The sequence below is a fragment of the Streptomyces sp. NPDC048434 genome, from assembly GCF_043200375.1.
GTDB lineage: Bacteria > Actinomycetota > Actinomycetes > Streptomycetales > Streptomycetaceae > Streptomyces.
Genome location: NZ_JBICXQ010000026.1, coordinates 130,224 through 153,430, shown reverse-complemented (window position 1 = coordinate 153,430; position 23,207 = coordinate 130,224). Strand labels below are relative to the sequence as shown.

At 70.6% G+C, this 23,207-nt stretch carries 22 protein-coding genes; 15 read left to right on the top strand and 7 right to left on the bottom strand.

Translation table 11 applies throughout. The features are described from left to right. A partial coding sequence (locus tag ACGFWI_RS28345) for a TIM barrel protein (protein ID WP_393908865.1) occupies positions 1–364 on the bottom strand: 364 nt, incomplete at its 3' end. A 136-nt stretch (positions 365–500) separates the two neighbouring features. On the opposite strand from ACGFWI_RS28345, the gene ACGFWI_RS28340 reads away from it, so the two are divergent. The 8 genes from ACGFWI_RS28340 (at position 501) to ACGFWI_RS28305 (ending at position 8,003) form a co-directional block, all read left to right on the top strand. Then, positions 501–770: a hypothetical protein gene (locus tag ACGFWI_RS28340; RefSeq protein ID WP_393908864.1), complete on the top strand. Its 270-nt coding sequence runs from the start codon at positions 501–503 to the stop codon at positions 768–770. Next, positions 767–1,165 carry a helix-turn-helix domain-containing protein gene (locus ACGFWI_RS28335; RefSeq protein WP_393908863.1) on the top strand — a complete coding sequence of 133 codons (399 nt, stop codon included), beginning with the start codon at positions 767–769 and terminating at the stop codon, positions 1,163–1,165. Before ACGFWI_RS28340 ends, ACGFWI_RS28335 begins: the two co-directional genes overlap by 4 nt. 225 nt (positions 1,166–1,390) lie before the next feature. Then, on the top strand, positions 1,391–1,942 hold the full coding sequence (uraD, locus tag ACGFWI_RS28330; RefSeq protein WP_393908862.1) for a 2-oxo-4-hydroxy-4-carboxy-5-ureidoimidazoline decarboxylase: 552 nt from the start codon (positions 1,391–1,393) through the stop codon (positions 1,940–1,942). Further along, positions 1,939–2,346: a hydroxyisourate hydrolase gene (gene uraH / locus ACGFWI_RS28325; protein WP_393908861.1), complete on the top strand. Its 408-nt coding sequence runs from the start codon at positions 1,939–1,941 to the stop codon at positions 2,344–2,346. The genes uraD and uraH overlap by 4 nt, the downstream gene beginning before the upstream one ends. Before the next feature lie 7 nt (positions 2,347–2,353). After that, the gene (gene pucL, locus ACGFWI_RS28320; protein WP_393908860.1) at positions 2,354–3,310 is read left to right on the top strand and encodes a factor-independent urate hydroxylase; all 957 of its coding nucleotides are present in this window, start codon (positions 2,354–2,356) and stop codon (positions 3,308–3,310) included. Between the two features lie 85 nt (positions 3,311–3,395). Next, positions 3,396–4,799: a nucleobase:cation symporter-2 family protein gene (locus ACGFWI_RS28315; RefSeq protein ID WP_393908859.1), complete on the top strand. Its 1,404-nt coding sequence runs from the start codon at positions 3,396–3,398 to the stop codon at positions 4,797–4,799. A gap of 43 nt (positions 4,800–4,842) precedes the next feature. After that, positions 4,843–6,243 carry an 8-oxoguanine deaminase gene (locus ACGFWI_RS28310; RefSeq protein WP_393908858.1) on the top strand — a complete coding sequence of 467 codons (1,401 nt, stop codon included), beginning with the start codon at positions 4,843–4,845 and terminating at the stop codon, positions 6,241–6,243. Between the two features lie 317 nt (positions 6,244–6,560). Continuing rightward, the gene (locus ACGFWI_RS28305; protein ID WP_393908877.1) at positions 6,561–8,003 is read left to right on the top strand and encodes a nucleobase:cation symporter-2 family protein; all 1,443 of its coding nucleotides are present in this window, start codon (positions 6,561–6,563) and stop codon (positions 8,001–8,003) included. A gap of 103 nt (positions 8,004–8,106) precedes the next feature. Here the strand turns inward: ACGFWI_RS28305 and ACGFWI_RS28300 are convergent, their stop codons facing one another. Together ACGFWI_RS28300 and ACGFWI_RS28295 are read right to left on the bottom strand one after the other, a co-directional pair. Then, complete coding sequence (locus tag ACGFWI_RS28300) at positions 8,107–8,982, bottom strand: chitosanase (protein WP_393908857.1); 876 nt, start codon at positions 8,980–8,982, stop codon at positions 8,107–8,109. A 175-nt stretch (positions 8,983–9,157) separates the two neighbouring features. Continuing rightward, a complete protein-coding gene (locus ACGFWI_RS28295; protein ID WP_393908856.1) occupies positions 9,158–9,712 on the bottom strand; it encodes a TetR/AcrR family transcriptional regulator in 555 nt (184 codons plus the stop codon). A 77-nt stretch (positions 9,713–9,789) separates the two neighbouring features. Here ACGFWI_RS28295 and ACGFWI_RS28290 point away from each other — a divergent pair, with 77 nt between their 5' ends. The 3 genes from ACGFWI_RS28290 (at position 9,790) to ACGFWI_RS28280 (ending at position 13,943) form a co-directional block, all read left to right on the top strand. Next, a complete protein-coding gene (locus ACGFWI_RS28290; RefSeq protein WP_393908855.1) occupies positions 9,790–10,866 on the top strand; it encodes an FAD-dependent monooxygenase in 1,077 nt (358 codons plus the stop codon). Between the two features lie 108 nt (positions 10,867–10,974). Continuing rightward, positions 10,975–12,378 (top strand): M20/M25/M40 family metallo-hydrolase, encoded by a 1,404-nt coding sequence (locus tag ACGFWI_RS28285; protein ID WP_393908854.1) that lies wholly within the window; start codon positions 10,975–10,977, stop codon positions 12,376–12,378. Positions 12,379–12,488: 110 nt separating this feature from the next. Continuing rightward, a complete protein-coding gene (locus tag ACGFWI_RS28280) occupies positions 12,489–13,943 on the top strand; it encodes a YfcC family protein (RefSeq protein WP_393908876.1) in 1,455 nt (484 codons plus the stop codon). Positions 13,944–14,025: 82 nt separating this feature from the next. Here the strand turns inward: ACGFWI_RS28280 and aceB are convergent, their stop codons facing one another. The 3 genes from aceB to ACGFWI_RS28265 form a co-directional block, all read right to left on the bottom strand. Beyond that, complete coding sequence (aceB, locus tag ACGFWI_RS28275; RefSeq protein ID WP_393908853.1) at positions 14,026–15,654, bottom strand: malate synthase A; 1,629 nt, start codon at positions 15,652–15,654, stop codon at positions 14,026–14,028. 310 nt (positions 15,655–15,964) lie between these two features. After that, complete coding sequence (locus tag ACGFWI_RS28270) at positions 15,965–16,543, bottom strand: NTP transferase domain-containing protein (RefSeq protein WP_393908875.1); 579 nt, start codon at positions 16,541–16,543, stop codon at positions 15,965–15,967. A gap of 165 nt (positions 16,544–16,708) precedes the next feature. Next, the gene (locus ACGFWI_RS28265) at positions 16,709–16,933 is read right to left on the bottom strand and encodes a hypothetical protein (RefSeq protein WP_393908852.1); all 225 of its coding nucleotides are present in this window, start codon (positions 16,931–16,933) and stop codon (positions 16,709–16,711) included. A gap of 347 nt (positions 16,934–17,280) precedes the next feature. Between ACGFWI_RS28265 and ACGFWI_RS28260 the strand changes: the two genes are divergently transcribed. Both ACGFWI_RS28260 and ACGFWI_RS28255 read left to right on the top strand, forming a co-directional pair. Next, positions 17,281–19,140 carry a protein kinase gene (locus tag ACGFWI_RS28260; protein WP_393908851.1) on the top strand — a complete coding sequence of 620 codons (1,860 nt, stop codon included), beginning with the start codon at positions 17,281–17,283 and terminating at the stop codon, positions 19,138–19,140. Positions 19,141–19,340: 200 nt separating this feature from the next. Further along, complete coding sequence (locus ACGFWI_RS28255) at positions 19,341–19,631, top strand: DUF5955 family protein (protein ID WP_393908850.1); 291 nt, start codon at positions 19,341–19,343, stop codon at positions 19,629–19,631. 106 nt (positions 19,632–19,737) lie between these two features. Here ACGFWI_RS28255 and ACGFWI_RS28250 read toward each other — a convergent pair whose 3' ends face one another. Next, entirely contained in the window at positions 19,738–20,541 is an 804-nt protein-coding gene (locus tag ACGFWI_RS28250) for an IclR family transcriptional regulator (RefSeq protein WP_393908849.1), read from the bottom strand. 268 nt (positions 20,542–20,809) lie between these two features. Between ACGFWI_RS28250 and ACGFWI_RS28245 the strand changes: the two genes are divergently transcribed. Together ACGFWI_RS28245 and ACGFWI_RS28240 are read left to right on the top strand one after the other, a co-directional pair. Beyond that, positions 20,810–21,604 (top strand): aspartate/glutamate racemase family protein, encoded by a 795-nt coding sequence (locus ACGFWI_RS28245; protein WP_393908848.1) that lies wholly within the window; start codon positions 20,810–20,812, stop codon positions 21,602–21,604. Between the two features lie 43 nt (positions 21,605–21,647). Further along, complete coding sequence (locus ACGFWI_RS28240; RefSeq protein WP_393908847.1) at positions 21,648–23,195, top strand: NCS1 family nucleobase:cation symporter-1; 1,548 nt, start codon at positions 21,648–21,650, stop codon at positions 23,193–23,195. The last annotated feature ends 12 nt before the right edge of the window (positions 23,196–23,207 follow it).

Sequence of the window (23,207 nt, the reverse complement as noted above, 5' to 3'; positions counted from 1 at the left end):
CCCGGTTGCCGTAGAGGGCGTTGAAGGCGGTACAGCCCAGCGACCGCCCGAACTCCACCGCCACCGGCACATTCGCCCGGAACCTCTCCGACTCCGCACCCGGCACCGACAGCGCACCACGGTCGGGCCCCGGCAACTGCCCGGCATAGAAATTCAGCCCCACCAACTGCACACCCGCCGCCGTCAACGCCGCCCGCAACGCCTCCAGCTCCGCCCGCTCCGGAACCGGAGCATCCACCCACGGCCACCACAACTCCACCGCCGTGAAACCCACCGCCCGCGCGGCCCCCGGCCGCTCCAACAACGGAAGCTCAGTGAACAGAATCGACAGGTTGACGTTGAAGCGCGTGTCCGAGAAACCCATGAAGGCCGGCGCCCCTTCCGGATAGTGGAACTACTTTTCTGCTTACTGGAACACTGCCTGGCGGGCTCGAAGGCTGTCAAGGGGGGCCCAGGGCAATTTCTGGTGGCCTGGCCGATGCGCGCGTAGGTTGAGCGGCGTGCGATTGAGAGTGGAGTTCACGACGGAGCCGTTCGACCTGGACGAGGCGCCGACGCATGCGGTGGTGGCGCGGGACATCGTCACGGGCGCCGAGTTGGACGCCGTCGACGTCGGTCCGTTCGGCAATACGGCCGAGGGCGACGCCGAGCAGGTGCTCGGCGCGGTGACCGCCCTGCTGCGCGAATCGCTGCAGGCGGGCGCCACCCGGGTCTCCCTGCAGGTCAATGTGATCGGGGATGCCGGGCAGGGCGAGGGGGAGGCGACGTGACGGAGCCCGCCGACCACCCGTTCGTCCAGGCGGTCAAGCCGCTGATCGACGCGATGGGCGGCCAGATGGTCACGCCGGATCAGGCGCAGGGTGACGATGTCGTGCTGACCTGGGAGGGGCAGGACCGGGTGGCCGTACGGCTGCCGCATCTGTCGGACTCGCTCGACCACATCCTCGCCGAGCTCCAGCGTCGGCACGGTATGCCGCTGGCGGAACTGGACCGTAAGACCAAGCAGTCGGTGGTGCGGATCCTGGAGTCCCGCGGTGCCTTCTCGGTCCGGCACGGCGTGGAGACGGTCGCCTCCGCCCTCGGGGTCAGCCGGTTCACCGTGTACAACTACCTCAATCGTGAGAACGCAGCGAAGGACGGGAACGCGCAGGTGGAAGGCCCGTAGGCGGTCCGCCCGATCCTCCTGACCCGGGAGAATGCCGCGAACGGTGCCGACCGGAGCGAAGTGTCCGCAGTCGCCGCTCCCGGCCCTGCCGCCGCTGCCCCGGTTACCCGGACAGCGGCTTCTGTGTTGCCGAGTTTTCAACAAAGTGTTGACGTGTTGTTGCCGGGGGTCTTAGCTGTTTCCAGCCAAGCAGAGCTGTCCAGCACCAGGCCACGGAGGCTTCCCGTGTCTTCGAGTTCACCGCGCTCGACGGGGGACACCCCCGAGCCCACGCCGGGGCTCACCCGGTTCAACACCGCCGACGACAGTACGGCTCGGGCCGCACTGCACGAGGTGTGTGCCAGCCGGGCATGGGGGAGCAAGGTTCTTGCGCAGCGCCCCTACGCCAAGACCGACGACCTGTGCGCCGCGAGCGACGCCGCCATGGCCGAGCTGAGTGCACAGGACCTGGCCGAGGCGATGGCCGGGCACCCGCCGATCGGCCGGCCGAAGCCGGGCGATCCCACCTCGCACCGCGAGCAGAGCGGGATGGCCGGCGCCTCCGAAGAGCTCAAGGCGGAGCTGCTCGAACTCAACCTGGCCTACCAGGAGAGGTTCGGGCATGTCTTCCTGATCTGCGCCTCCGGCCGTACCGGAGAGCAGATGCGCGACGCGGTCCGTAACCGGATCGACAACCCGCCGGAACAGGAACGAGAGATCGTTCGTGGGGAGCTCGGCAAGATCAACCGCATCCGCCTGACCCGTATCGCCGAGAACGCAGAAGGAGACGCAGCATGAGCAGCGAGACGGCTGCACCGACGTCGGTGTCCACGCACATCCTGGACACCAGCGTGGGCCGCCCCGCGGAGGGCGTCGCCCTCACGCTCTCGGTGCGCTCCGGCAGCAACGGCGACTGGACCGCCCACGGCGCGTCCACGACCGATGCGGACGGGCGCTGCAAGGATCTGCCGGCCCTGCCGGAAGGCACCACCCAGGTGCGCCTCGACTTCGCCGTCGAGGAGTACTTCGCACACCACAAGGCAACCCAGCAAGCCGAGGAACAGCAGGACGCCCCCCGCGTAAGGGACAGCGGAGTTTTCTTCCCGGAGGTGGCAATCACCTTTGCCGTCAAGCCGGGCGAGCACTATCACGTACCGCTGCTGCTCAACCCGTTCGGCTACTCCGTATACCGAGGGAGCTAGCACCGACATGACTGCCCATTCCCGCCCGGCCCGCCCGGTGATTCTCGGCCAGAACCAGTACGGCAAAGCGGAAAACCGCGTCGTCAAGATCACCCGCGACGGCGACACGCACCACATCAAGGACCTGAACGTCTCGGTCGCGCTCTCCGGCGACCTGGAAGAGGTCCACCTCTCCGGCTCCAACGCCCACTGCCTGCCCACCGACACGACCAAGAACACCGTGTACGCCTTCGCCAAGGAGTACGGGATCGAGTCGGCCGAGCAGTTCGGCATCCATCTGGCCCGGCACTTCGTCACCAGCCAGGAGCCGATCCACCGGGCCCGCATCCGGATCGAGGAGTACGCCTGGGAGCGGATCGCCACCTCCGACGCCAACTCCCGCTTCATCGGCGCCGACGAGGTCCAGCACTCCTTCATCCGCAAGGGCCAGGAGACCCGCCTGACCGAGATCACCTACGACGGTGAGCAGTGGCAGGTCATCTCCGGTCTGAAGGACCTCGTGGTGATGAACTCCACCAACTCGGAGTTCTGGGGCTACATCAAGGACAAGTACACGACCCTCAAGGAGGCCTACGACCGCATCCTGGCCACCGAGGTGTCCGGCCGCTGGCGGTTCAACTGGACCGACGACGAGCAGCGGATGCCCCACTGGGAGCGTTCGTACGAGCAGGTCAAGAAGCACATGCTGCAGGCGTTCGCGGAGACCTACAGCCTCTCGCTCCAGCAGACCCTGTACCAAATGGGGTCGCGCGTGATCAACAACCGTTCCGAGATCGACGAGATCCGCTTCTCGCTCCCGAACAAGCACCACTTCCTCGTGGACCTGGAGCCGTTCGGGCTCAAGAACGACACCGCCGAAGGAGCCGTGTACTACGCGGCCGACCGCCCGTACGGCCTGATCGAAGCCACTGTTCTGCGCGACGGTGTCGAGCCCAGGATCCCCTTGGATCTGACCAACCTCTGAGCGGCTCCGACGCAACGCCGTGCCTCGCGTTCCCCTCCCCACCCCGCAGCGGGGAGGGGAACGCGAAACCCGAGGGGAACGACCCATGGCACAGCACACGCACACTCCGCACCACCCCGCGCCACCGGTCCATCCGGTGGACGAGAAGCCGGCTGCCAAGCGCCTCGTCCCGGCCGCACTCCAGCACATCGCTGCCATGTACGCCGGTGTCGTCACCCCTCCGCTCATCATCGGCCAGGCCGTCGGCCTGGACACCGCGGGCCGGACCCGGCTGATCGCCGCCGGCCTGCTCATCGCCGGGCTCGCCACCCTCCTGCAGACGCTCGGTGTCCGCCGGTTCGCCGGCAACCGCCTGCCGTTCGTCAACGCGGCCAGCTCCGCCGGCATCACCCCGATGCTCGCCATCGCCGAGACCACGGCCAAGGGACACCAACTCCCGGCGATCTACGGGGCGGTGATGGTCGCCGGGGTCTTCTGCCTCGCCGTCGGCCCGTTCTTCGGCAGACTGCTCCGCTTCTTCCCGCCGCTGGTCACCGGCGTCGTCATCACCCTCATCGGGGTCTCCCTGATGCCCGTGCCGGTCGGCTGGGCGCAGGGCGGCGACCGGCACGCCGCCGACTTCGGCGCCATGAAGTATCTGGCGCTCGCCGCCTTCACCCTCGTGGTGATCCTGCTCGTCCAGCGCTTCGCCAGGGGCTTTCTCCGGCAGATCGCGCTGCTGATCGGCCTGGCCGTCGGCACCCTCGCCGCGATCCCCTTCGGGATGGCGGACTTCGACGGGCTGCGGACGGCCCCGGTCGCCGCGCTGCCCACCCCGTTCTCCTTCGGCGCCCCCGAGTTCCACCCCGCCGCGATCCTCTCGCTGTGCCTCGTGATGCTGGTGCTGATGACGGAGTCGTCGGCCGGCATGCTCGCGCTCGGCGAGATCTGCGACCGCCCGGCCACCGGCACCACCCTCACCCGGGGACTGCGCACCGACGGTCTTGCCACCCTGCTCGGCCCCGTCTTCGGCGGCTTCCCGACCAGCGCCTTCGCCCAGAACGTCGGGGTGGTCTCGCTGACCCGGGTCCGCAGCCGCTATGTCGTCGCGCTGGCCGGCGCCACGCTCCTGGTTCTCGGCGCGTTCCCCGTCCTGGGCGCGGTGGTCTCGCTGGTGCCGATGCCGGTGCTCGGCGGCGCGGGGATCGTCCTGTTCGGGTCGATCGCCGTCAGCGGTATCCGTACGCTCTCCGAGGCCGGGCTCGACGACAGCTCCAACATCATCCTGGTGGCTGTCTCGCTCGGCGCCGGCATCATCCCGCTCGCCGCACCGGCCTTCTACGCCGACTTCCCCGCCTGGGCACAGACCGTGCTCGGCTCGGGGATCAGCGCCGGGGCCCTGGTCGCGGTCCTGCTCAATCTGTTCTTCCACCACCTCGGCACCCGGGGCACCCCACGGGCAGCGGTACTGTCAGCCGCCTCGCCCGGCTCCGGCACTCAAATCCCGTAGGGCCATGCCGTGCCCACCGCCGGAATCGAAAGTAGGAAGCACCATGGCTGCATCGGCATCCCCTGACCACGCGATCGAGCGCATCGTCATCGAGAACTGCGCCATCGCCACGGTCGACGCCCACGACACCGAGTACGCCACCGGCCATGTCGTGGTCGCCGGGAACATCATCGAGTCGGTCGGCGCGGGCCAAGCACCCGAGGGCCTGGCGAACGTCGTCCGCCGGATCGACGGCACCGGGCACCTGGTCACCCCCGGCCTGATCAACACCCACCACCACTTCTACCAGTGGATCACCCGCGGACTGGCCACCGACCACAACCTGTTCAACTGGCTTGTCGCGCTCTACCCGACCTGGGCCCGGATCGACGCCCCGATGCTCGCCGCCGCCACCCAGGGCTCGCTCGGCATGATGGTCAGGGGCGGCGTCACCACCGCCTCCGACCACCACTACGTCTTCCCCCAGGGCTCCGGCGACCTCGTCGGCGCCGAACTGGCCGCCGTCGCCGAGATCGGCGCCCGGATCACCCTGGCCCGCGGCTCCATGGACCGCAGCGAGAAGGACGGCGGACTGCCCCCGGACTTCGCCGTCGAGACCACCGAGGGCGCGCTGCTGGCGACCGAGGAGGCCATCGACACCCACCACGACGCCTCCTTCGGTTCGATGGTGCACATCGCCGCCGCGCCCTGCTCGCCGTTCTCCGTCTCGACCGAACTCATGCGGGAGGGCGCCGGGTTGGCCCGCCGTAAGGGCGTACGGATGCACACCCACGGCTCGGAGACCGTCGAGGAGGAGAAGTTCTGCCACGAGCTGTTCGGCATGGGCCCGACCGACTACTTCGAGTCGACCGGCTGGCTCGGTGACGACGTGTGGATGGCGCACTGCGTCCACATGAACGACTCCGACATCGCCGCCTTCGCCCGCACCGGCACCGGCGTCGCGCACTGTCCGTCCTCCAACGCCCGCCTCGCGGCCGGGATCGCGCGCGTCCCCGACATGCTCGCGGCGGGCGTCCCGGTCGGCCTCGGCGTCGACGGCACCGCCTCCAACGAGTCCGGCGAACTCCACACCGAGCTGCGCAACGCGCTGCTGATCAACCGCCTCGGCGCCCACCGGGAAGCCGCCCTCAACGCCCGCAAGGCGCTGCGGCTGGGCACCTACGGCGGTGCGCAGGTCCTCGGCCGGACCGTGGAGATCGGTTCGCTGGAGGTCGGCAAGCTCGCCGACCTGGTGCTGTGGAAGCTGGACGGTCTGGGCCACTCCTCCATTGCCGACCCGGTCACCGCCCTGGTCTTCGGCGCGGCCGCACCGGTCACCCTCTCCCTCGTGGGCGGCAGGCCGGTGGTCGAGGACAACCACCTCACCAACGTCGACGAGGACGCCATCGCCCGCACCGCGCGGGCCGAGGCACAGCGTCTGGCCCGTATCGCCGCCGAGGGCTGACCCCTCGGCGCGGTCACCGGGCCGACGCCCCCTGAACTCGGCCGGGAGGGACGGCTCCCGGCCGGGCTTGTGGATCCGAGCGGGGTCCACAAGCGCCGGACCCGGGGGTGCGGGATCTTCTCGTACCCCCGGGCCGGTCGGCTCCCACCCCCGGGCCGGCCGGCCCCACCGCCGTCCATGCGCCACGAGCGCGCAGTGTCGCAGCATCGCTCACCAGGCAACTTCTTGACCACGCACCACATGGCAAGCCCTCCGTGACAGCCTCGCGTCGCCGGTCCCGGCGACGCAGAAAACGAAGGAGGCCCGCAGTGGCCGCAATGACCGGGGAGACGTCGGAGGGGGACCGGAAGCATCCGGTCGACCAGACCCTCCCGCCCTTCAAGATGTTCACCAGCGGCCTCCAGCACGTGGCCGCGATGTACGCGGGAGTGGTGGCCCCGCCGATGATCGTGGGGCCGGCCTGCGGGCTGAGCGCCACCGAGACCGCCTTCCTGATGGGCGCCAGCCTGTTCACCGCAGGCATCGCGACGCTGCTGCAGACACTGGGCTTCTGGAAGGTCGGCGCCAAGCTGCCCTTCGTCAACGGTGTCTCGTTCGCCGGCGTCACGCCGATGGTCGCCATCGGCAAGGCCCAGAGCCCCGGCAACGCCCTGCCGATCATCTTCGGCGCGGTGATCGTCGCCGGTGTGCTGGGATTTCTGCTCGCCCCCTACTTCTCCAAGCTCGTACGGTTCTTCCCGCCGGTGGTCACCGGCACCGTCATCACCCTGATCGGTGTCTCGCTGCTGCCGGTCGCCTTCAACTGGTCCCAGGGCGGCAACGACCGGGCCCCGGACTACGGTTCGCTGACGAATATCGGCATGGCCGCCCTGACCTTCCTGATCGTGCTGGTGCTGCGCCGGGTGCTGCGCGGCTTCCTCCAGCAGATCGCGATCCTGCTCGGTCTGGTGGCCGGCACCCTGATCGCGATACCCGTCGGCATCACCCACTTCTCCGCGATCACCAAGGCGTCCCTGATCGGCTTCCCGACGCCCTTCCACTTCGGCGCCCCGCAGTTCGACCTCGCCGCGATCGTCAGCATGTGCATCGTGATGCTGGTCTGTATGACCGAGTCGACGGCCGACATGCTTGCCCTCGGCAGGATCGTCGACCGCCCGGCGGACGAGCGCACCATCGAGGGCGGACTGCGCGCCGACACCCTCGGCAGTGCCCTCAGCCCGCTGTTCAACGGCTTCGCCAACAGTGCCTTCGCGCAGAACATCGGCCTGGTCGCGATGACCAAGGTGCGCAGTCGCTTCGTCGTGGCCACCAGCGGTCTGATCCTGATCGTGCTGGGCCTGTGCCCGATGGCCGCCTCGGTCATCTCGCTGGTCCCGCTGCCGGTCCTCGGCGGCGCCGGCATCGTGCTCTTCGGGTCGGTGGCCGCCAGCGGCATCCAGACGCTGGCCTCCGCCGCGATGGAGAAGGGCGACAACGCCCTGATCGTCGCGGCGGCCGTCGGCATCGGTCTGATCCCGATCGCCGCGCCGGACTTCTACCACAGTCTCCCCAAGGACATGCTGGTCGTCCTGGACTCCGGTATCAGCACCGGCTGTCTGGTCGCCATCGTCCTCAACCTCGCCTTCAACCACTTCGGCAGGAAGACGGCGGACGGGGACGCGGAGGGGGAGCCGGCCGCCCCCGCCCCGGTCGATCCGGGGATCCCCGCGCCCGGCACCGCGGACGATGCCGGCGAGCCCGCAGCGGCGACCGCCCACTGACGCCGGGGCAGGGCAACGGCCCGTAGGGAGCGGCAACTACGGCTCCCCTACGGGCCGTTGGGCTTTCCGCGCCGGCCGTACGCGGGCGGCGGGCGGGGTCAGCTCAGCCGATGTGGTAGCTGTCCCCGTAGACCTTCCAGTCCAGCGGTGTGTGCAGATCGAGGTTGCCCTTCTGCAGGAACACCCGCTGGGCGGAGTCGACCCGGCTGGTGTCGCTGTGTGCCTCCTCCTGCTTCATCGCCCACACCCGGGCGTCGAGGAAGGCGTTGAGGTAGGTCTTCTCGTCGCCGCCCTGGGCCGGCGGCTTCGCCTTGGCCAGCGCGCGCTTGCGGATGCCGGAGAAGCTGGTCGCGTCGTCGCCGTCACCGTGCATCACGATCGCGTCGTAGTACGTGAACTGGCCCAGCACCCCGATCCCGTCCGCCTTGCCCTGCTTGACCGCGGGGTTGAAGTACACCCGGTCCCGCTCGTCGTTCTGGGCCTGCTGGAACGCGGGGTCCTGGGCGGCCTTCTTCCAGTCCTTGGTGTAGCCGGGGTCCAGGCCGTCGTGTGAGTCGCTGCCGTCCACGTCGCGCAGTGCGGGGAGGTACTTGGCCAGGGCGTTGCCGGGCTTGCGCTGGGTGTACAGCTCGACGAGTTCGAGCATGTCGTGCGTGCCGGAGCAGAAGCCGATGATGCCGCCGGTGTAGCCGCGGCCGTCGCCGATGTCCTCGATGTACTGGTACTGGGCCTTCCAGTCCAGTGAGGAGTTCTCCGCGCTGGAGACCAGCTGCATGGCGATCTCCTTCTTCGCCGGGTCGTCGAGGCCCGTCGCTGCCCGTGCCGTGTGGGGAGCGTGCTGAGCCGTGGCCGGACGGTGCGGGGCGGCCGGGCCCGCCGTGGTGGCGACGGCGGTGGCCGGGACGGCGAGCAGGGCGAGCCCTAGGGCGACGCGGGTGGTGGTCCTGGGCAGGGCGCTGCCTATCGATCGGGTGCGCATGGAGTCCTCCAGTCGGAGAGAGCCGTGGGGGGTTCGCCAATCGTTAGGAAGCTTTCCTACCAGACTTGAGGGGTGCCGTATACCCGTCAGGCCGCCCCGAACGGCCGCGCCCCTGCCCGTTGTTGGGCGCGCCGGGCGCCCGGATGCGTCCCGGCACGGCTCCGGCCTGCGGGGCTCAGTCCAGCAGCCCGCCCAGCAGCTCGCGGATGCCCGGACCCGGATCGAAGTCCGTTGCGGGGAAGGCGAGTTGATGGAAGGCGACGCCGTCCATGTAGTCGAAGAGGATCTCGCAGTGCCGCCGCGGCGCCGTCGAGCCGAAACGCTGCAGCCACTCCGCTCCCCAGCCGACGACGGTCTCGCGGCCGCGGGTGAGCGTCGGGCGGAGCTCGGGCCGGGCCGAGGATTCCAGGTAGAGCGCGAAGCGGGCGGCGGTCCTGGCCCGCTCGGGGCCGGTCGCGTACCGCAGGAACTCGGTGACGGCATCGGCGAGTTCACCGACATCGGCCGGGGCCGCCGCCGCGGCGAAGGCCTCCCAGTCGCGGCGCTCCAAGGCCTGAAGGTGGTCGACGATGCCGTCGATCAGGGCCGTCCGGTTGCGGAAGTAGTTGGAGGTGGTGCCCGACGGGACCCCCGCCGCGGTGTCCACGGCCTGGTAGGTCAGCCGCCGCGCTCCCTCACTGCCCAGTACCTGGATCCCCGCGTCCAGTACCTGCTCCCGCCGGCGTGCCACCTGAGCGCCCTTCGTGCCGAGTCGATTCTTACTATGCTTGTAGTGCCGATCCACTATAAACATAGTACCGTGCGGCCATGCCCCGGAAACCACGCACGGCGGCCGTCGTGGGCGGCGGTATCGGCGGGCTCGCCACCGCCTTGTCCCTGCGTAGCAGCGGCTGGTCGGTCGATGTCTTCGAGCGCGCCGGCCGCCTCCCCACGGCCGGTACCGGAATCGGACTGTGGCCGGCCGCGCTGGGCGCCCTGGACACCCTCGGTGTCGGCGCCCGGGCGCGCTCCCTGAGCCGCCCGCAGACCGCGGGCGCCTTCCTGCGGCCCGACGGCGGCCGGATCGCCACCCTCGACGTCGCGGCGCTGGAGCGGCGTACGGGCGATGTCGTCCGCCTCGTCTCCCGCCCCGATCTGCTCGCCCTCCTGTATGGGGCGGCAGGCGAGGGGGCGGTCACCTTCGGCGCGTGCATCGGGGACATCCGCACGCTGGACGGCTCGTACGACGTGGTGATCGCGGCCGACGGGCTCCACAGCGCGGCCCGTACCGCGCTGTTCGGCCCCCGCTACCGCGCCCGGTACGTCGGTGCGTCCTCCTGGCGCGGCACGGTCGACGGGGCGACCGGGAGCGTCACCGAGACCTGGGGTGAGGGCCTCCGCTTCGGCGTGACTCCCACCTCGGGCGACCGCACCAACTGGTTCGCCTGCGCCGTCCTGCCGGAGGGGCAGCGCGACCCCGGCCGTGAAGCCGCCGCGCTGCGCGGGTGGTTCGGCCACTGGCACGCCGGAGTGCGCGCCGTCCTCGACCGGCTGACGGAGGCCGAGGTGCTGCGCCTGGACCTCTACTACCTCGATCCGCCGCTGCCCGCCTACGTCAAGGGACGTACGGTCCTCATCGGCGATGCCGCCCACGCCATGACCCCCGATCTCGGCCGTGGTGCCTGCGAAGCGCTCGTCGACGGCGTGGAGTTGGCGCGCGCCCTGGCGGCCACGCCGGATGTGCCGGCCGCGCTGTGGGAGTACGACCGGGCCCGGCGTCCGGCGACCCAGCGGCTGGTGCGTGCGGCGCGGCTGATGAACCGTATGGCGCATGCCCGGCGGCTGACCGGGCTGCGGAACGCCGCGATGCGGGCCGCGCTCGCGGTGGGCGGCCCGCCGGGCTGAGCGTCGGCGCCCTGCCACTCTTCGTGACGTTATGCCCGATATGCTGCATTAGCCCTGAAAGTGAGTCAATGTGCGCGCACCGACGGCGCCACGGAGAGGGGTCCCGCGGTGAACGAGGAAGCCAACGACCCGCACGCCCACCGCGCCGGCGCGGCTCCCGCCGCTCTGGAGACCACCGTCAACGTGCTGATGGACGGGGTGTGCGCCGACCTCAAGCGGCTCGCAGCCATCCCCTCGATCGCGTTCCCCGGCTTCTCGCCCGAACCGGTCCTTCAGACCCGCGATCTGCTCGTCGCCCTGCTCCGGGACGCCGGCGTGGCCGACATCGGCGAGCTCAACCTCCCCGACACCGCCCCCGTCATCACCGCCAGCCTCCCGCCGCCCACCCCCGATGCCCCCACCGTCCTCCTCTACGGCCACTACGACGTCCAGCCCCCCGGCGACGAGCGGCTCTGGGACTCCCCGCCCTTCGAGCCCACCGACGTCGACGGCGGGATCCGCGCCCGCGGCATCGCCGACGACAAGGCCAACCTGATGGTCCACATCGCCACACTGCGGGCCTACGGGGGCCGCCCGCCGGTCGGTATCAAGATCGTCTTCGAGGGGCAGGAGGAGTACGGCAGCGCCTTCGAGGGCTACCCGCCCACCGAGCCCGACCTGTTCGCCTGCGACGCGATGATCATCGCTGACACCGGCAACATCCGCCCCGGCACCCCCACCCTCACCACCGCCCTGCGCGGCGCCGCCGAGGTCTTCGTCGAGGTACGCACCCTCAACGCCGCCGTGCACAGCGGGGAGTACGGCGGTGCCGCCCCCGACGCACTGCTCGTCCTCCTCAAGGCCCTGGCGACCCTGCACGACCTGCACGGCGATGTCGCCGTGGCGGACCTGCGCCGCGAACCGTGGCACGGCACCGACCTCACCGACGACGATTTCCGCGAGCTGGCCGGCATCCCCCACGGCACCCCGCTGCTCGGCTCCGGCGACCTCGGCGAACGGCTGTGGAGCGGCCCCGCCATCACCGTCATCGGCCTGGACGCACCGCCCGTCGACCGCGCCGCCTCCGCCGTCGTCCCCTTCGCCCGCGCCAAGCTCAACCTCCGGGTCCACCCCCGGCAGGACCCCCAGGAGGCGCAGACCGCCCTCGTCCGCCATCTGCAGCGGCTGCGGCCCTTCGGTATCCCGCTCACCGTCACACCCGGCGAAGTCGGCCCCGGCTACGAAGCCGCCACCGACGGACCCGCCTACCGCGCCGCCCGCACCGCACTGCGCCGCGCCTGGGGGACCGAACCCGTGCACGCCGCGACCGGCGGCTCCATCCCCCTGGTCAACGGCCTGGCGAAGGCCGTACCGGACGCGGAGATCCTGCTCTTCGGCGCCGAGGACAACCTCTGCGGTCTGCACGGCCCCAACGAACGGGTGCTGCTGTCCGAACTCCGCGGCGCGCTGCTCGCCGAGGCGGCCTTCCTGGCCGAGTACGCCGCGACCTACCGCGCCGGGGACGCCCCGTGACGGACCCGCAGCCCGCCGATCCGGCGCCGCCCCCGCAGGATCCGGCACCCCCCGCCACCGACGGCCCGCCCGGCAGGAACCGCCGCTTCACCTTCCCCAGCGCCCTCACCGTGCTGGTCGTGGTCACCCTCGCGGTCTGGACCGTGGCCTTCTTCATCCCCTCCGGCACCTATGACCGCACCGCCGCCGGCAGCCCGGTCCAGGGCACCTACCACCGCAGCCCCTCCGGCCAGAGCTTCCTCGACCGCCTGAGCGACCTCTTCCTCTCCCCGGTCAACGGCCTCTACGGCATCAGGGACGCCAAAACGGGGCAGGTCGGCCCGGATCTGAGCGGTGAACTCTACGGCAGCGCAGGGGTGTTCCTCTTCGTCCTCGCCATCGGCGCCTTCATCACCGTCGTCTTCGCCACCGGCGCCCTCGACCGCGGCATCGGCCGCCTGGCCCACCGCCTCCGCAACCGAGGCGCCCTCCTCATCACGGGCATCATGGCGCTCTTCTCGCTCCTGGGCACCGTCGAAGGCTTCGCGGAGGAGACCCTCGGCTTCTACGGCCTGGTCATCCCGCTGATGCTGGCCCTCGGCTTCGACCGCCTCGTGGCCACCGGCACCATCATCCTCGGCGCCGGTATCGGCGTCCTCTGCTCCACCGTCAACCCCTTCGCCACCGGCGTCGCCTCCTCCGCCGCCGACATCTCCCTGGGCGACGGCATCGCCCTCCGGTTCGTCATGTGGCTGGTCCTCACCGCCGTCACCATCGGCTATGTCATCCGCTACGCCCGCCGCGTACGCGCCGCCCCCGGCCGCTCCCTCTGCGGCTATCTCCCCGGCGACCGTGAACATGCCCAGACGGCGGCGGACGCGGTGGAACCCCCGCCGCTGACCGCCCTGCACAAAACGGTCCTGGTGACCGTCGCCCTGGTCTTCGCCTTCATGATCTTCTCGGTGATCCCCTGGGCCGGCGCCCTCACCGGCAACGCCGAGGCGACCCCCTACTCCTTCGAACTCGGCTGGTCCTTCCCCCAGTTGGCGGCCCTGTTCCTGGTCGCCGCGGTCCTGGTCGGGCTGCTCGCCCGGATGGGCGAGCCCCGGCTCAGCGCCACCTTCGTCCAGGGCGCCGCCGACTTCATCTCACCGGCTCTGGTCATCGTGCTGGCCCGGGGAGTCACCGTCATCATGAACAACGCGAAGGTGACCGACACCGTCCTGCACTCGATCGAGGGCGCGGTCGCCGGCACCCCCGCCGCCCTCTTCGGCGTCATGGTCTTCGTCGTCAACCTGCCCCTGGCCTTCCTGATCCCCTCCACCTCCGGCCACGCCACCCTCGCGATGCCGATCCTCGCCCCGCTCGCCGACTTCGCCGGCGTCTCGCGCGCGGTCGTGGTGACGGCCTGGCAGGCCGCCAGCGGCTGGATGAACCTCTGGGTCCCCACCACCGCCGTCATCATGGGAGGCATCTCCCTCGCCAAGGTCGGCTACGACACCTACCTCCGCTTCGTCTGGCCGCTGCTGGCCCTCCTGGCCGTCCTCATCTGCGGCTTCGTGGCGCTGGGCGCGGTCGCCACCTGACCGCGGGCGGTACGGCGAAGGGCCGGTACGTACCGCAGTGCGGCGGTACGTACCGGCCCCTCGGGCACCACGGGCGAAGGCTTCAGCCCAGCAGCTCGTACGCGGGCAGCGTCAGGAACTCCGCGTAGTCCTCGTCCAGTGCGACCTGGAGCAGCAGGTCATGGGCCTGCTGCCACCTGCCGGAGGTGAAGGCGTCCTCGCCGACCTCGGCCCGGATGGCGGCCAGTTGCTCCGCGGCGACCCCGCGCACCAGCTCCGCGGTGGCCTTCTCCCCGTTCTCGAAGACGACCCCGGCGTCGACCCACTGCCAGATCTGGGAGCGGGAGATCTCGGCGGTGGCGGCGTCCTCCATGAGGCCGAAGATGGCGACGGCGCCCAGACCGCGCAGCCAGGCCTCGATGTAGCGGGTGCCGACCTGGACCGCGTCGATCAGGCCCTGGTAGGTGGGCTTGGCGTCCAGGGTGTCGATCGCGATCAGATCCGCGGCCCGGACGTCGACATCCTCGCGGAGCCGGTCCTTCTGGTGCGGCTTGTCGCCGAGGACCGCGTCGAAGGAGGCGCGGGCGACCGGGACCAGGTCGGGGTGGGCGACCCAGGAGCCGTCGAAGCCGTCGCCGGCCTCACGGTCCTTGTCGTTCTTGACCTTGGCGAGCGCCTTCTCGTTGGCCTCGGGGTCGCGGCGGTTGGGGATGAAGGCCGCCATACCGCCGATCGCGTGCGCACCGCGCTTGTGGCAGGTGCGGACGAGGAGTTCGGTGTAGGCGCGCATGAACGGGGCCGTCATCGTGACCGCGTTGCGGTCCGGGAGGACGAACTTGGCGCCGCCGTCACGGAAGTTCTTGACGATGGAGAAGAGGTAGTCCCAGCGGCCGGCGTTCAGCCCCGAGGCATGGTCGCGCAGCTCGTAGAGGATCTCCTCCATCTCGTATGCGGCCGTGATGGTCTCGATGAGGACGGTGGCGCGCACGGTGCCCTGGGGGATGCCGACATAGTCCTGGGCGAAGACGAAGATCTCGTTCCAGAGGCGGGCCTCCAGGTGCGACTCGGTCTTCGGCAGGTAGAAGTACGGGCCCTTGCCGAGGTCCAGCAGGCGCTGGGCGTTGTGGAAGAAGTAGAGGCCGAAGTCCACCAGCGCGCCGGGGACCGGCCGGCCCTCGAACTGGAGGTGGCGCTCGTCCAAGTGCCAGCCGCGCGGGCGCATCACGACGGTGGCGAGCTCGTCGGCGGGCTTGAGGGCGTACGACTTGCCGGAGGCGGCGTCGGTGAAGTCGATGCGGCGCTCATAGGCGTCGATCAGGTTGAGCTGACCGGAGACGACGTTCTCCCAGGTCGGGGCGGAGGCGTCCTCGAAGTCGGCGAGCCAGACCTTGGCACCCGAGTTGAGCGCGTTGATGGTCATCTTGCGGTCGGTGGGGCCGGTGATCTCCACCCGGCGGTCGTTGAGCGCGGCGGGCGCCTCGGCCACCTTCCAACTGTCGTCCGCGCGGATCTCCGCGGTCTCGGGGAGGAAGTCCAGCGTGCTGGTCCGGGCGATCTCGGCGCGGCGCTCGACGCGGCGGGCGAGCAGCTCGTCGCGGCGCGGGGTGAACCGGCGGTGCAGCTCGGCAACGAAGGCGAGGGCGGCGTCGGTGAGGACCTCGCTCTGCCGTTCGGGGGTGTGAGCGGGGTCGACTTCGGCGATGGCCAGCGGGGACGGCGCTGGTGCGGACATGAGGTGTCACTCCATTCAGCGGCGGTGCCTGGCGGCCTCCGGGACACCGGGCGGCACGGGGTGCCGCGGGCTCCGGGATACGGTCGCGGGCGCCGACTGGGTTCAGGGCGCTTCTGACCAGTGGAGACTAGTTTCCTTATCGCGGAACTTCAATGGTTTGTTGATGTCGAGATTCTCAGAGTCGACAGAAGCGATGATCGAATGGCTCTCGGTGCCATGCCGCTCACTCTCCATTACCGCCCTCCCTGCCCGTACTCCGGTGCCGCGCACGGCAGTTGACCGGGCGGGCGGGTATCCGCTCCGGGCGGGGTCACTCCAGGCGGTGGAGATCCTCCGGCGTGTCGATGTCGTACGGCTCGGCGATGTCGGAGCACTCGACGAGGGTGAGGGCGTCCGCATGCTGCCGGAGATAGGCGCGCGCACCACGGTCACCCTCCGCGGTGGCGGCGATGTCCGGCCAGCGGTCGGCGCCGAAGAGGACCGGATGGCCGCGGCGGCCGTCGTACGCGGCGGAGGCGAGCGAGGTGCCGCCCTCGTACGCCGCCACCACCCGTGCCACCGCCGCGGCGCCGATGCCCGGCTGGTCCACCAGTGACACCACGACCGCATCCGCCCTCGAACCGGCCAGCGCGGCGAGGCCCACCCGGAGCGAGGAGCCCATACCCTGGGCCCAGTCCGGGTTTTCTGAGATGCCGTACGCCGAGAGATCGGCCCGTTCCCGTACGGAACCGGCGGCCGCCCCCAGCACGATGTGTACGGGGTGGCAGCCGCCGTCCCGTAGTGCCCGTGCGGCGTGCTCGACCAGTGGCCGTCCCCGGTGGTCGAGCAGCGCCTTCGGTCGTCCCCCCAGACGTCGCCCGCCGCCCGCGGCGAGCAGCAGACCGGCCACCCGCCCCTCGGGCCGCCCGGCGTTCCGCGTCCCCCTACGGGTGTCGGGCCGGGCGCGTTGCGGCTGTTCTTGCGGTTCTCTCGGCTGTCTGGGCGTCGTCGGTGCCATGGGGACTGCTTACCTCATGGCGTCCGGCCTCGTGGCCCGCCGGGGGCGGCCCGCCGGTCAGGCGGCGTCACCGGAGGCTCGTGGCCGGGGAATGCCCGGCCGGAGCCGCTCGCGCAGGTGAGGCAGGCGTTCTTCCACGCGCCGGCGCTCAACGACATAGCGGTGTATGTGCTCCATCGTGATCTCCGATGCATCGGAAAGGCCGTACGCGCGGCAGATGAGTTGCACGACGCTTTCGCGGCGGTGGTTCGAGCCGGTGTCGGGGCCGGAGTGGGACTCCATGACATTCTCCGATCCAGTGATATGCCGGATATTTCCTTGAAAGGGAGAATGCTCCATCGCGCTGCGGCATACGCTTCGGATCGTGCGCGCCCACACCAAAGGGTGGCATGGTGAACAGATGTGCTGACGCCTCATCAGGCCAATAAGGGGTAGCGCACGGCACGGCTTTTTCCGGGTCCCCGTGGACGCCAAATGCCGTCGCGAAACCGGCTCTTCGGACATGCGTGACGTTCGCTCACCTGCGATGTCACGGTGCGCGGCGTGGCCGGATAAGGTTCTGCCCCGTTGTGGGCAGTGCGCCTGCCGTGCGGAAACGGCGGCGCCTTTTTTCTGAGTCGGGGGACGTAGTGGTGAACAGCGTGGGCGGGGCCGGAATCTTCCAGCCGCTCGAAGGTGACGATCCGCGGGCGATCGCGGGCTACCGCCTCACGGCGAAGCTCGGCTCCGGGGGCATGGGCAAGGTCTATCTCTCCTACACCCCCGGCGGGCGTCCCGTCGCGATCAAGGTGATCCGCCCCGAGTTCAGCGAGGACGCGGAGTTCCGCCGCCGCTTCAAGCAGGAAGTGCAGTCCGCGCAGCGCGTGCAGGGCCTGTTCACCGCGCCGGTCATCGACAGCGACGCCGAAGGCGCCGCCCCCTGGCTCGCCACCGCCTACGTCCCCGGCCCCTCGCTCGCCGCGGCGGTCGCCGGGCACGGACGGCTCCCGGTCTCCACCGTGCTGCTGCTCGTGGCCGGAATCGCCGAGGCGCTGCAGGTCATCCATGGCGCCGGCATCGTGCACCGCGACCTGAAGCCGTCCAATGTGCTGCTGGCCGCCGACGGCCCGCGCGTCATCGACTTCGGTATCGCACGCGCCGCCGACGCCACCTCCCTCACCAGCAGCGGCGTCACCGTCGGCACCCCCACCTTCATGGCGCCCGAGCAGGCCGCGGGCAGCACCATCAGCTCCGCCACCGATGTCTTCGCGCTCGGCCAGGTCGCGGCGTACGCGGCCATCGGCGCCCCGGCGTTCGGGGAGGGCACCTCGCACGGGGTGCTCTACCGCATCGTCCACGAAGAGCCGGATCTGACCGGGCTCCCGGACGATCTGCGGGAGTTGGTGACCCGGTGTCTGGCGAAGGACCCGGCGGACCGGCCGTCCGTCGCCGAAGTGATCGAGCTGTGCGGTGCGGCCTCCGGCCAGACCCAGCTGCGCCGCCCCGAGGAGTGGCTGCCCACCGCCGTCGCCGCCGACATCACCACGCGTGCCGCAGCGCCCGCACCCCCGCAGACTCCGCCGCCCCCGCCGGAGGCACCCACCGCGGGTGTTCCGACCCGGCCCGCCCAGCCGCCGGTTCAGCCGGCGCAGCCGCCCGCCCGGCCCGCGGCACCTGTCGCGCCGGTGCCGACCGCGCTGGACCACCCGCAGACGCCGCCGCCCGGGTTCGGCCCGGCGGCCCCTGCGCCGACCGCTGCCGGGCCGGCCGGCGCGGCACCCGGTGCGCCAACGGGCTTCGCTGCGGGCTCCGCCGGCCCGACGGTCACCGGTCCGGCCGCCACGGGAGCGGTCCCGCGGCCGCCGAAGAAGAAGCGCAAGGGGCTGATGGCGGCCGTCGCGCTGGTCTGTCTGCTGGCCTTCGCGGGCGCAGGCGGTGGCCTCGTCTACGCCGTCATGAAGGACGACGGCCGGACGAAGAACGACCAGGCCGCCGACGACAACAAGACGAAGGGCGGCGAGGCTTCGCCGACACCCGCCGGAGACCCGACAGCGAGCCCCGGTGACGACGGGACGAATGCCCCGGCCGCCCCGGTGCAGGACCCGTCCCCGGTCGACTACAAGGGCATCAATCTGCCCGACGAGTACCACCTGTCGCTGTCCGACGAGCCGGTCCACCCGACCAACTCCGACAACGACTCGGACGTCGACTTCTCGTACCAGGACAGCACCTACTCGGACGACGAGGTCGACACCGAGACCGGCAAGCTGGTGCTGCTCAACCCCGGCCAGGAGGGCTCGCTCGCCACCTGCCGCAGCGAGACCCGCTTCACCGACACCATCCTGACCAAGCAGCTCACCAAGGGCGCGCAAATGTGCCTGACCACCGACTACGGCCATGTCGCCCTGATCACCTTCAAGGGCTACGCACCGAAGTCGGACCCCAGCAGCTATATGACCGTCGACGTCCGGGTGTGGCGCAACGCGGTGGAGCCCAAGCAGGATTCGTGACCGAGGGGGGTGGGCGGCGGAAAGAACCAAAGGGGGCGTCAGGCTTTGGCCACAGCAATCGGATCCGTTCGTTGATCCGGTTTTTTCGCTCTCCGTGTGGCGCGATCAGCGCAGAGTGGCGTTAACTGTCCCGCATTGCGGAACGGGCAACGGCTTTGGAGGACGCCGTCGTTGTGGAACAGCTGCAGAGAGACAGACGAGTGACCGGGGTCGAGGGCGACCCACGGGTCCAGGAGCTGCGCGGGGCCGTGGCCCGGCTGCGCCGCCAACTGGCCGTACTTCCAGGGGAATTACCGGATCGGACGGCCGCGGATGACGAGCTGGCCGCGCTGGACGCGATGGTGAGCCACGGGCTGCCGGAGGTGCCCCGGCTGCGCCGTTCGCTCCTGTTGATCGCCGGGGCGGTCGGGTCGGTGAGTGCACTGTCGCCCGCGCTGGCGGAGGTGCGTGCGGGGATCGACCGCTTCGGCGACCTGCCGCGCACCCGCTGACCGCGAGCGCGGAGCCGCGGCCGGGCCAGGGGTGCGCCCGGTGCCCGGAAGGGGCGCCGTACGCCGCCTCCCGGCCCGTGAAGGACCGGCGAGGTCCCGCTGTGCCTTACGCCGGCGTCTGGTTCGCCAGCGCCACCGACAGCTGCGCCGCGACGTCCTGCAGCACCGGCACGATCTTGTCCGTCGAGGCCTCGGTCACGCGCCCGGTCGGGCCGGAGATGGAGATCGCCGCCGAGGTGGGGGAGTTGGGCACCGGTACCGCGAGGCAGCGGACGCCGATCTCCTGCTCGTTGTCGTCGACCGCGTAACCCAGGCGGCGGACATCGGAGAGTGCTTCCAGGAAGCGGTCCGGGTCGGTGATCGTCTTCTCGGTTGCGGCGGGCATCCCCGTACGGCCGAGCAGCGCGCGGACCTCTTCGGGGGCGTGGTGGGCCAGCAGGGCCTTGCCGACGCCCGTGGAGTGCGGCAGCACGCGTCGGCCGACCTCGGTGAACATCCGGACCGCGTGCCGCGACGGCACCTGGGCGACATAGACGATCTCGTCGCCGTCGAGCAGCGCCATGTTGGCGGTCTCGCCGGTCTCCTCGACCAGGCGGGCCAGGAAGGGCCGGGCCCACGTACCCAGCAGCCGCGAGGAGCTCTCGCCGAGCCGGATCAGACGGGGGCCGAGCGCATAGCGGCGGTTGGGCTGCTGCCGGACATAGCCGCAGGCGACGAGGGTGCGCATCAGGCGGTGGATGGTGGGCAGCGGCAGCCCGCTGGTTCCGGAGAGTTCGCTCAGGCCGACCTCGCCACCGGCGTCGGCCATCCGCTCCAGCAGATCGAAGGCGCGCTCAAGGGACTGGACGCCGCCGCTGGTGCCGGCGGGCTTGGCATCGGCGGCGGAGGTGCTGGCGCTGGACGGCGGCACGTCGCGTTCCTTTCGGGGCGGGGCGGATCGGTCTCGGCCGGGGCTTGCGGGCGCCGGGCCCGACCGGAGCAGCCTACCGGTCCCCTTACGTTGACACACGGTCTCTCGCACACTCGTTCCCGCCGGTCAGGCCCGCTTTGTCCCACGGTGTGAGATGTCCGGCAGCCTCCTAGCCGCGATCCCTTGACGGTGCCAGTGGCCATAGCTACGTTCTGCTGCGCGAAACATACTGTCCATTCTATGGAATCCTCCAAATCGTTGGAGCGTCATGCGCATTCTCGTCATGAATCCGAACACCACGGCTTCCATGACCGCCTCGATCCGCGCCACCGCCACCGCGGCCGCCGCCCCGGGCACCGAGATCATCGCCACCGAGCCCCTGTGGGGGCCGGAGTCGATCGAGGGTCACTTCGAGGGCTATCTCAGCGCCGCGGCCGTCCTGGACCGGCTCGCCACCCTCGATATGCCCTTCGATGCGCTGGTCATGGCCGGATTCGGTGAGCCGGGCCGGGAGGGCGCCCAGGAGCTGCTGGACGTACCCGTCCTGGACATCACCGAGAGCGCCGCCCAGATGGCGATGATGCTCGGTCACGCTTACGGCATCGTCACCACTCTCGACCGCTCCGTACCGCAGATCGAGGACCGGCTGCTGACCGCCGGGCTGCTCCAGCGCTGCGCCGCGGTCCGCGGCACCGGGCTCGGCGTCCTGGAGCTGGAGCAGGACGTGGACCGCACCGTCGAGGTGATCATCGAGACCGCCCGCGAGGTCGTCCGGGCCGGCGCCGAGGCGATCTGCCTGGGCTGCGGCGGGATGGCCGGGCTCCAGGAGAAGGTCGCCGCTGCACTCGGGGTGCCCGTGGTGGACGGCGTCGCCGCTGCGGTGAAGTTCGCGGAGGCGGTCGTCGGCCTCGGGCTGACCACCAGTACGGGACGCAGCTTCGCCCCGCCCCGCCCCAAGGTCATCGGCTCCTGGCCGCTGAGCGCCCATCTGCGGCCGTCCCCGGGGCGCGCTCACGACTCACCGCGTTACACAGAATTTTCCGCACAGACATCAGGCATCTGACAACTAAGCCCCTAAGCTCCACCCAACCTGCCTGGGAGGACACGTGACAACACCCCCGAAGCCCCCGCAGCCGGACCCGCGCCTCTTCAACGAGGACCTCGCACCGGCCCCCGAGCGCAAATGGGGCACGTACAGCATCTTCGCGCTGTGGATGTCCGACACCCACGCGATCAGCAACTACGCCTTCGCCTCCAGCCTGTTCGTGCTCGGTCTGCCCGCCTGGGAGGTGTTCGTGGCGCTGCTGGCCGGCATCACGATCGTCTACTGGCTGATGAACCGCATGGGGCACGCCGGGCACCGGACCGGCGTCCCCTACCCGGTGCTCGCCCGCGCCAGCTGGGGCGTCTACGGGGCCAATATCCCCGCCCTGCTGCGCGCGATGATGGCCGTGGCCTGGTACGGCATCCAGACCTGGCTGGCCTCGACCGCCGTGGTCCTGCTGACGCTGCAGCTCGCGCCGGGCCTGGACGCCTATGACCACAACTCGGTGCTGGGCCTGTCCACCCTGGGCTGGATGGCGTTCCTGGTGATGTGGGGGCTGCAGGCCGTCCTGCTGACCCGCGGGATGGAGTTCATCCGCAAGGTCCAGGACTTCGCGACCGGTCCGGTGGTCTGGCTCGTCGTCCTCGCGCTCGCGGTGTATCTGGTCGTCAAGGCCGGCGGCGACATCTCGCTGACCCGCAGCCTCACCGGCCTCAGCGGCTCCGCGCAGGTCGAGCAGAGCCTGATCGCGGTCAGCCTGACCGTCGCCACCTTCCTGACGCTGGTCCTCAACTACGCCGACTTCGCCCGCTTCACGCCCGACCACCGCTCCTACCGGCGCGGCAATCTGATCGGGCTGCCGGTGAACTTCACCGCCTTCGCCGTGGTCGCCGTCCTCGTCACCGCGGGCACGATCTCGGTCTTCGGTGAGGCGATCTACGACCCGGTGAAGGTGATCCAGAAGATCGACAATCCGGTGGTCACCGTCATCGGTGCGCTGGCCTTCATCGTCGCCACCATCGGCATCAATGTCGTCGCCAACTTCGTCTCGCCCGCCTACGACTTCGCCAACCTCGCGCCGAAGCATCTGAACTTCAAACGCGGCGGCATGATCACCGCGGTGCTGGCGATCGTCGTCATGCCCTGGAAGCTGTACTCCTCCGCGCTGGTGATCCAGTACTTCCTGGGGGCGCTCGGCGCCTTCCTCGGTCCCCTGGTGGCGATTCTGCTCGTCGACTACTACCTGGTGCGCCGCGGCCGGATCGACGTCGATGCGCTGTTCTCGGCCGATGCCCAGGGCGCGTACTTCTACCGCAGGGGCTACAACCCGAAGGCCGTGGCCGCCTTCCTGCCGGCCGCCGCGGTCTGCGCCTCGCTCGCCCTGGTCCCGGCCTTCGACGTGGTCGCGCCGTTCTCCTGGATCTTCGGCATGGGGCTCGCCGGTGCGTTCTACGCCCTGCTCTCCCGCCGCGAGCGAGCCGCCGCGGGCACCGTCCCGGTCCCGGAAGAGATTATCCCGTCGCAGGTCAGTGCGGCTGTGGCGGAGGAGCCGGCGACGTCGCAGGGGACCGGGCCGCTCGCTCCGCCGGTGCCCGCCCAGGGGTCTTGACGGGTCGCGGTC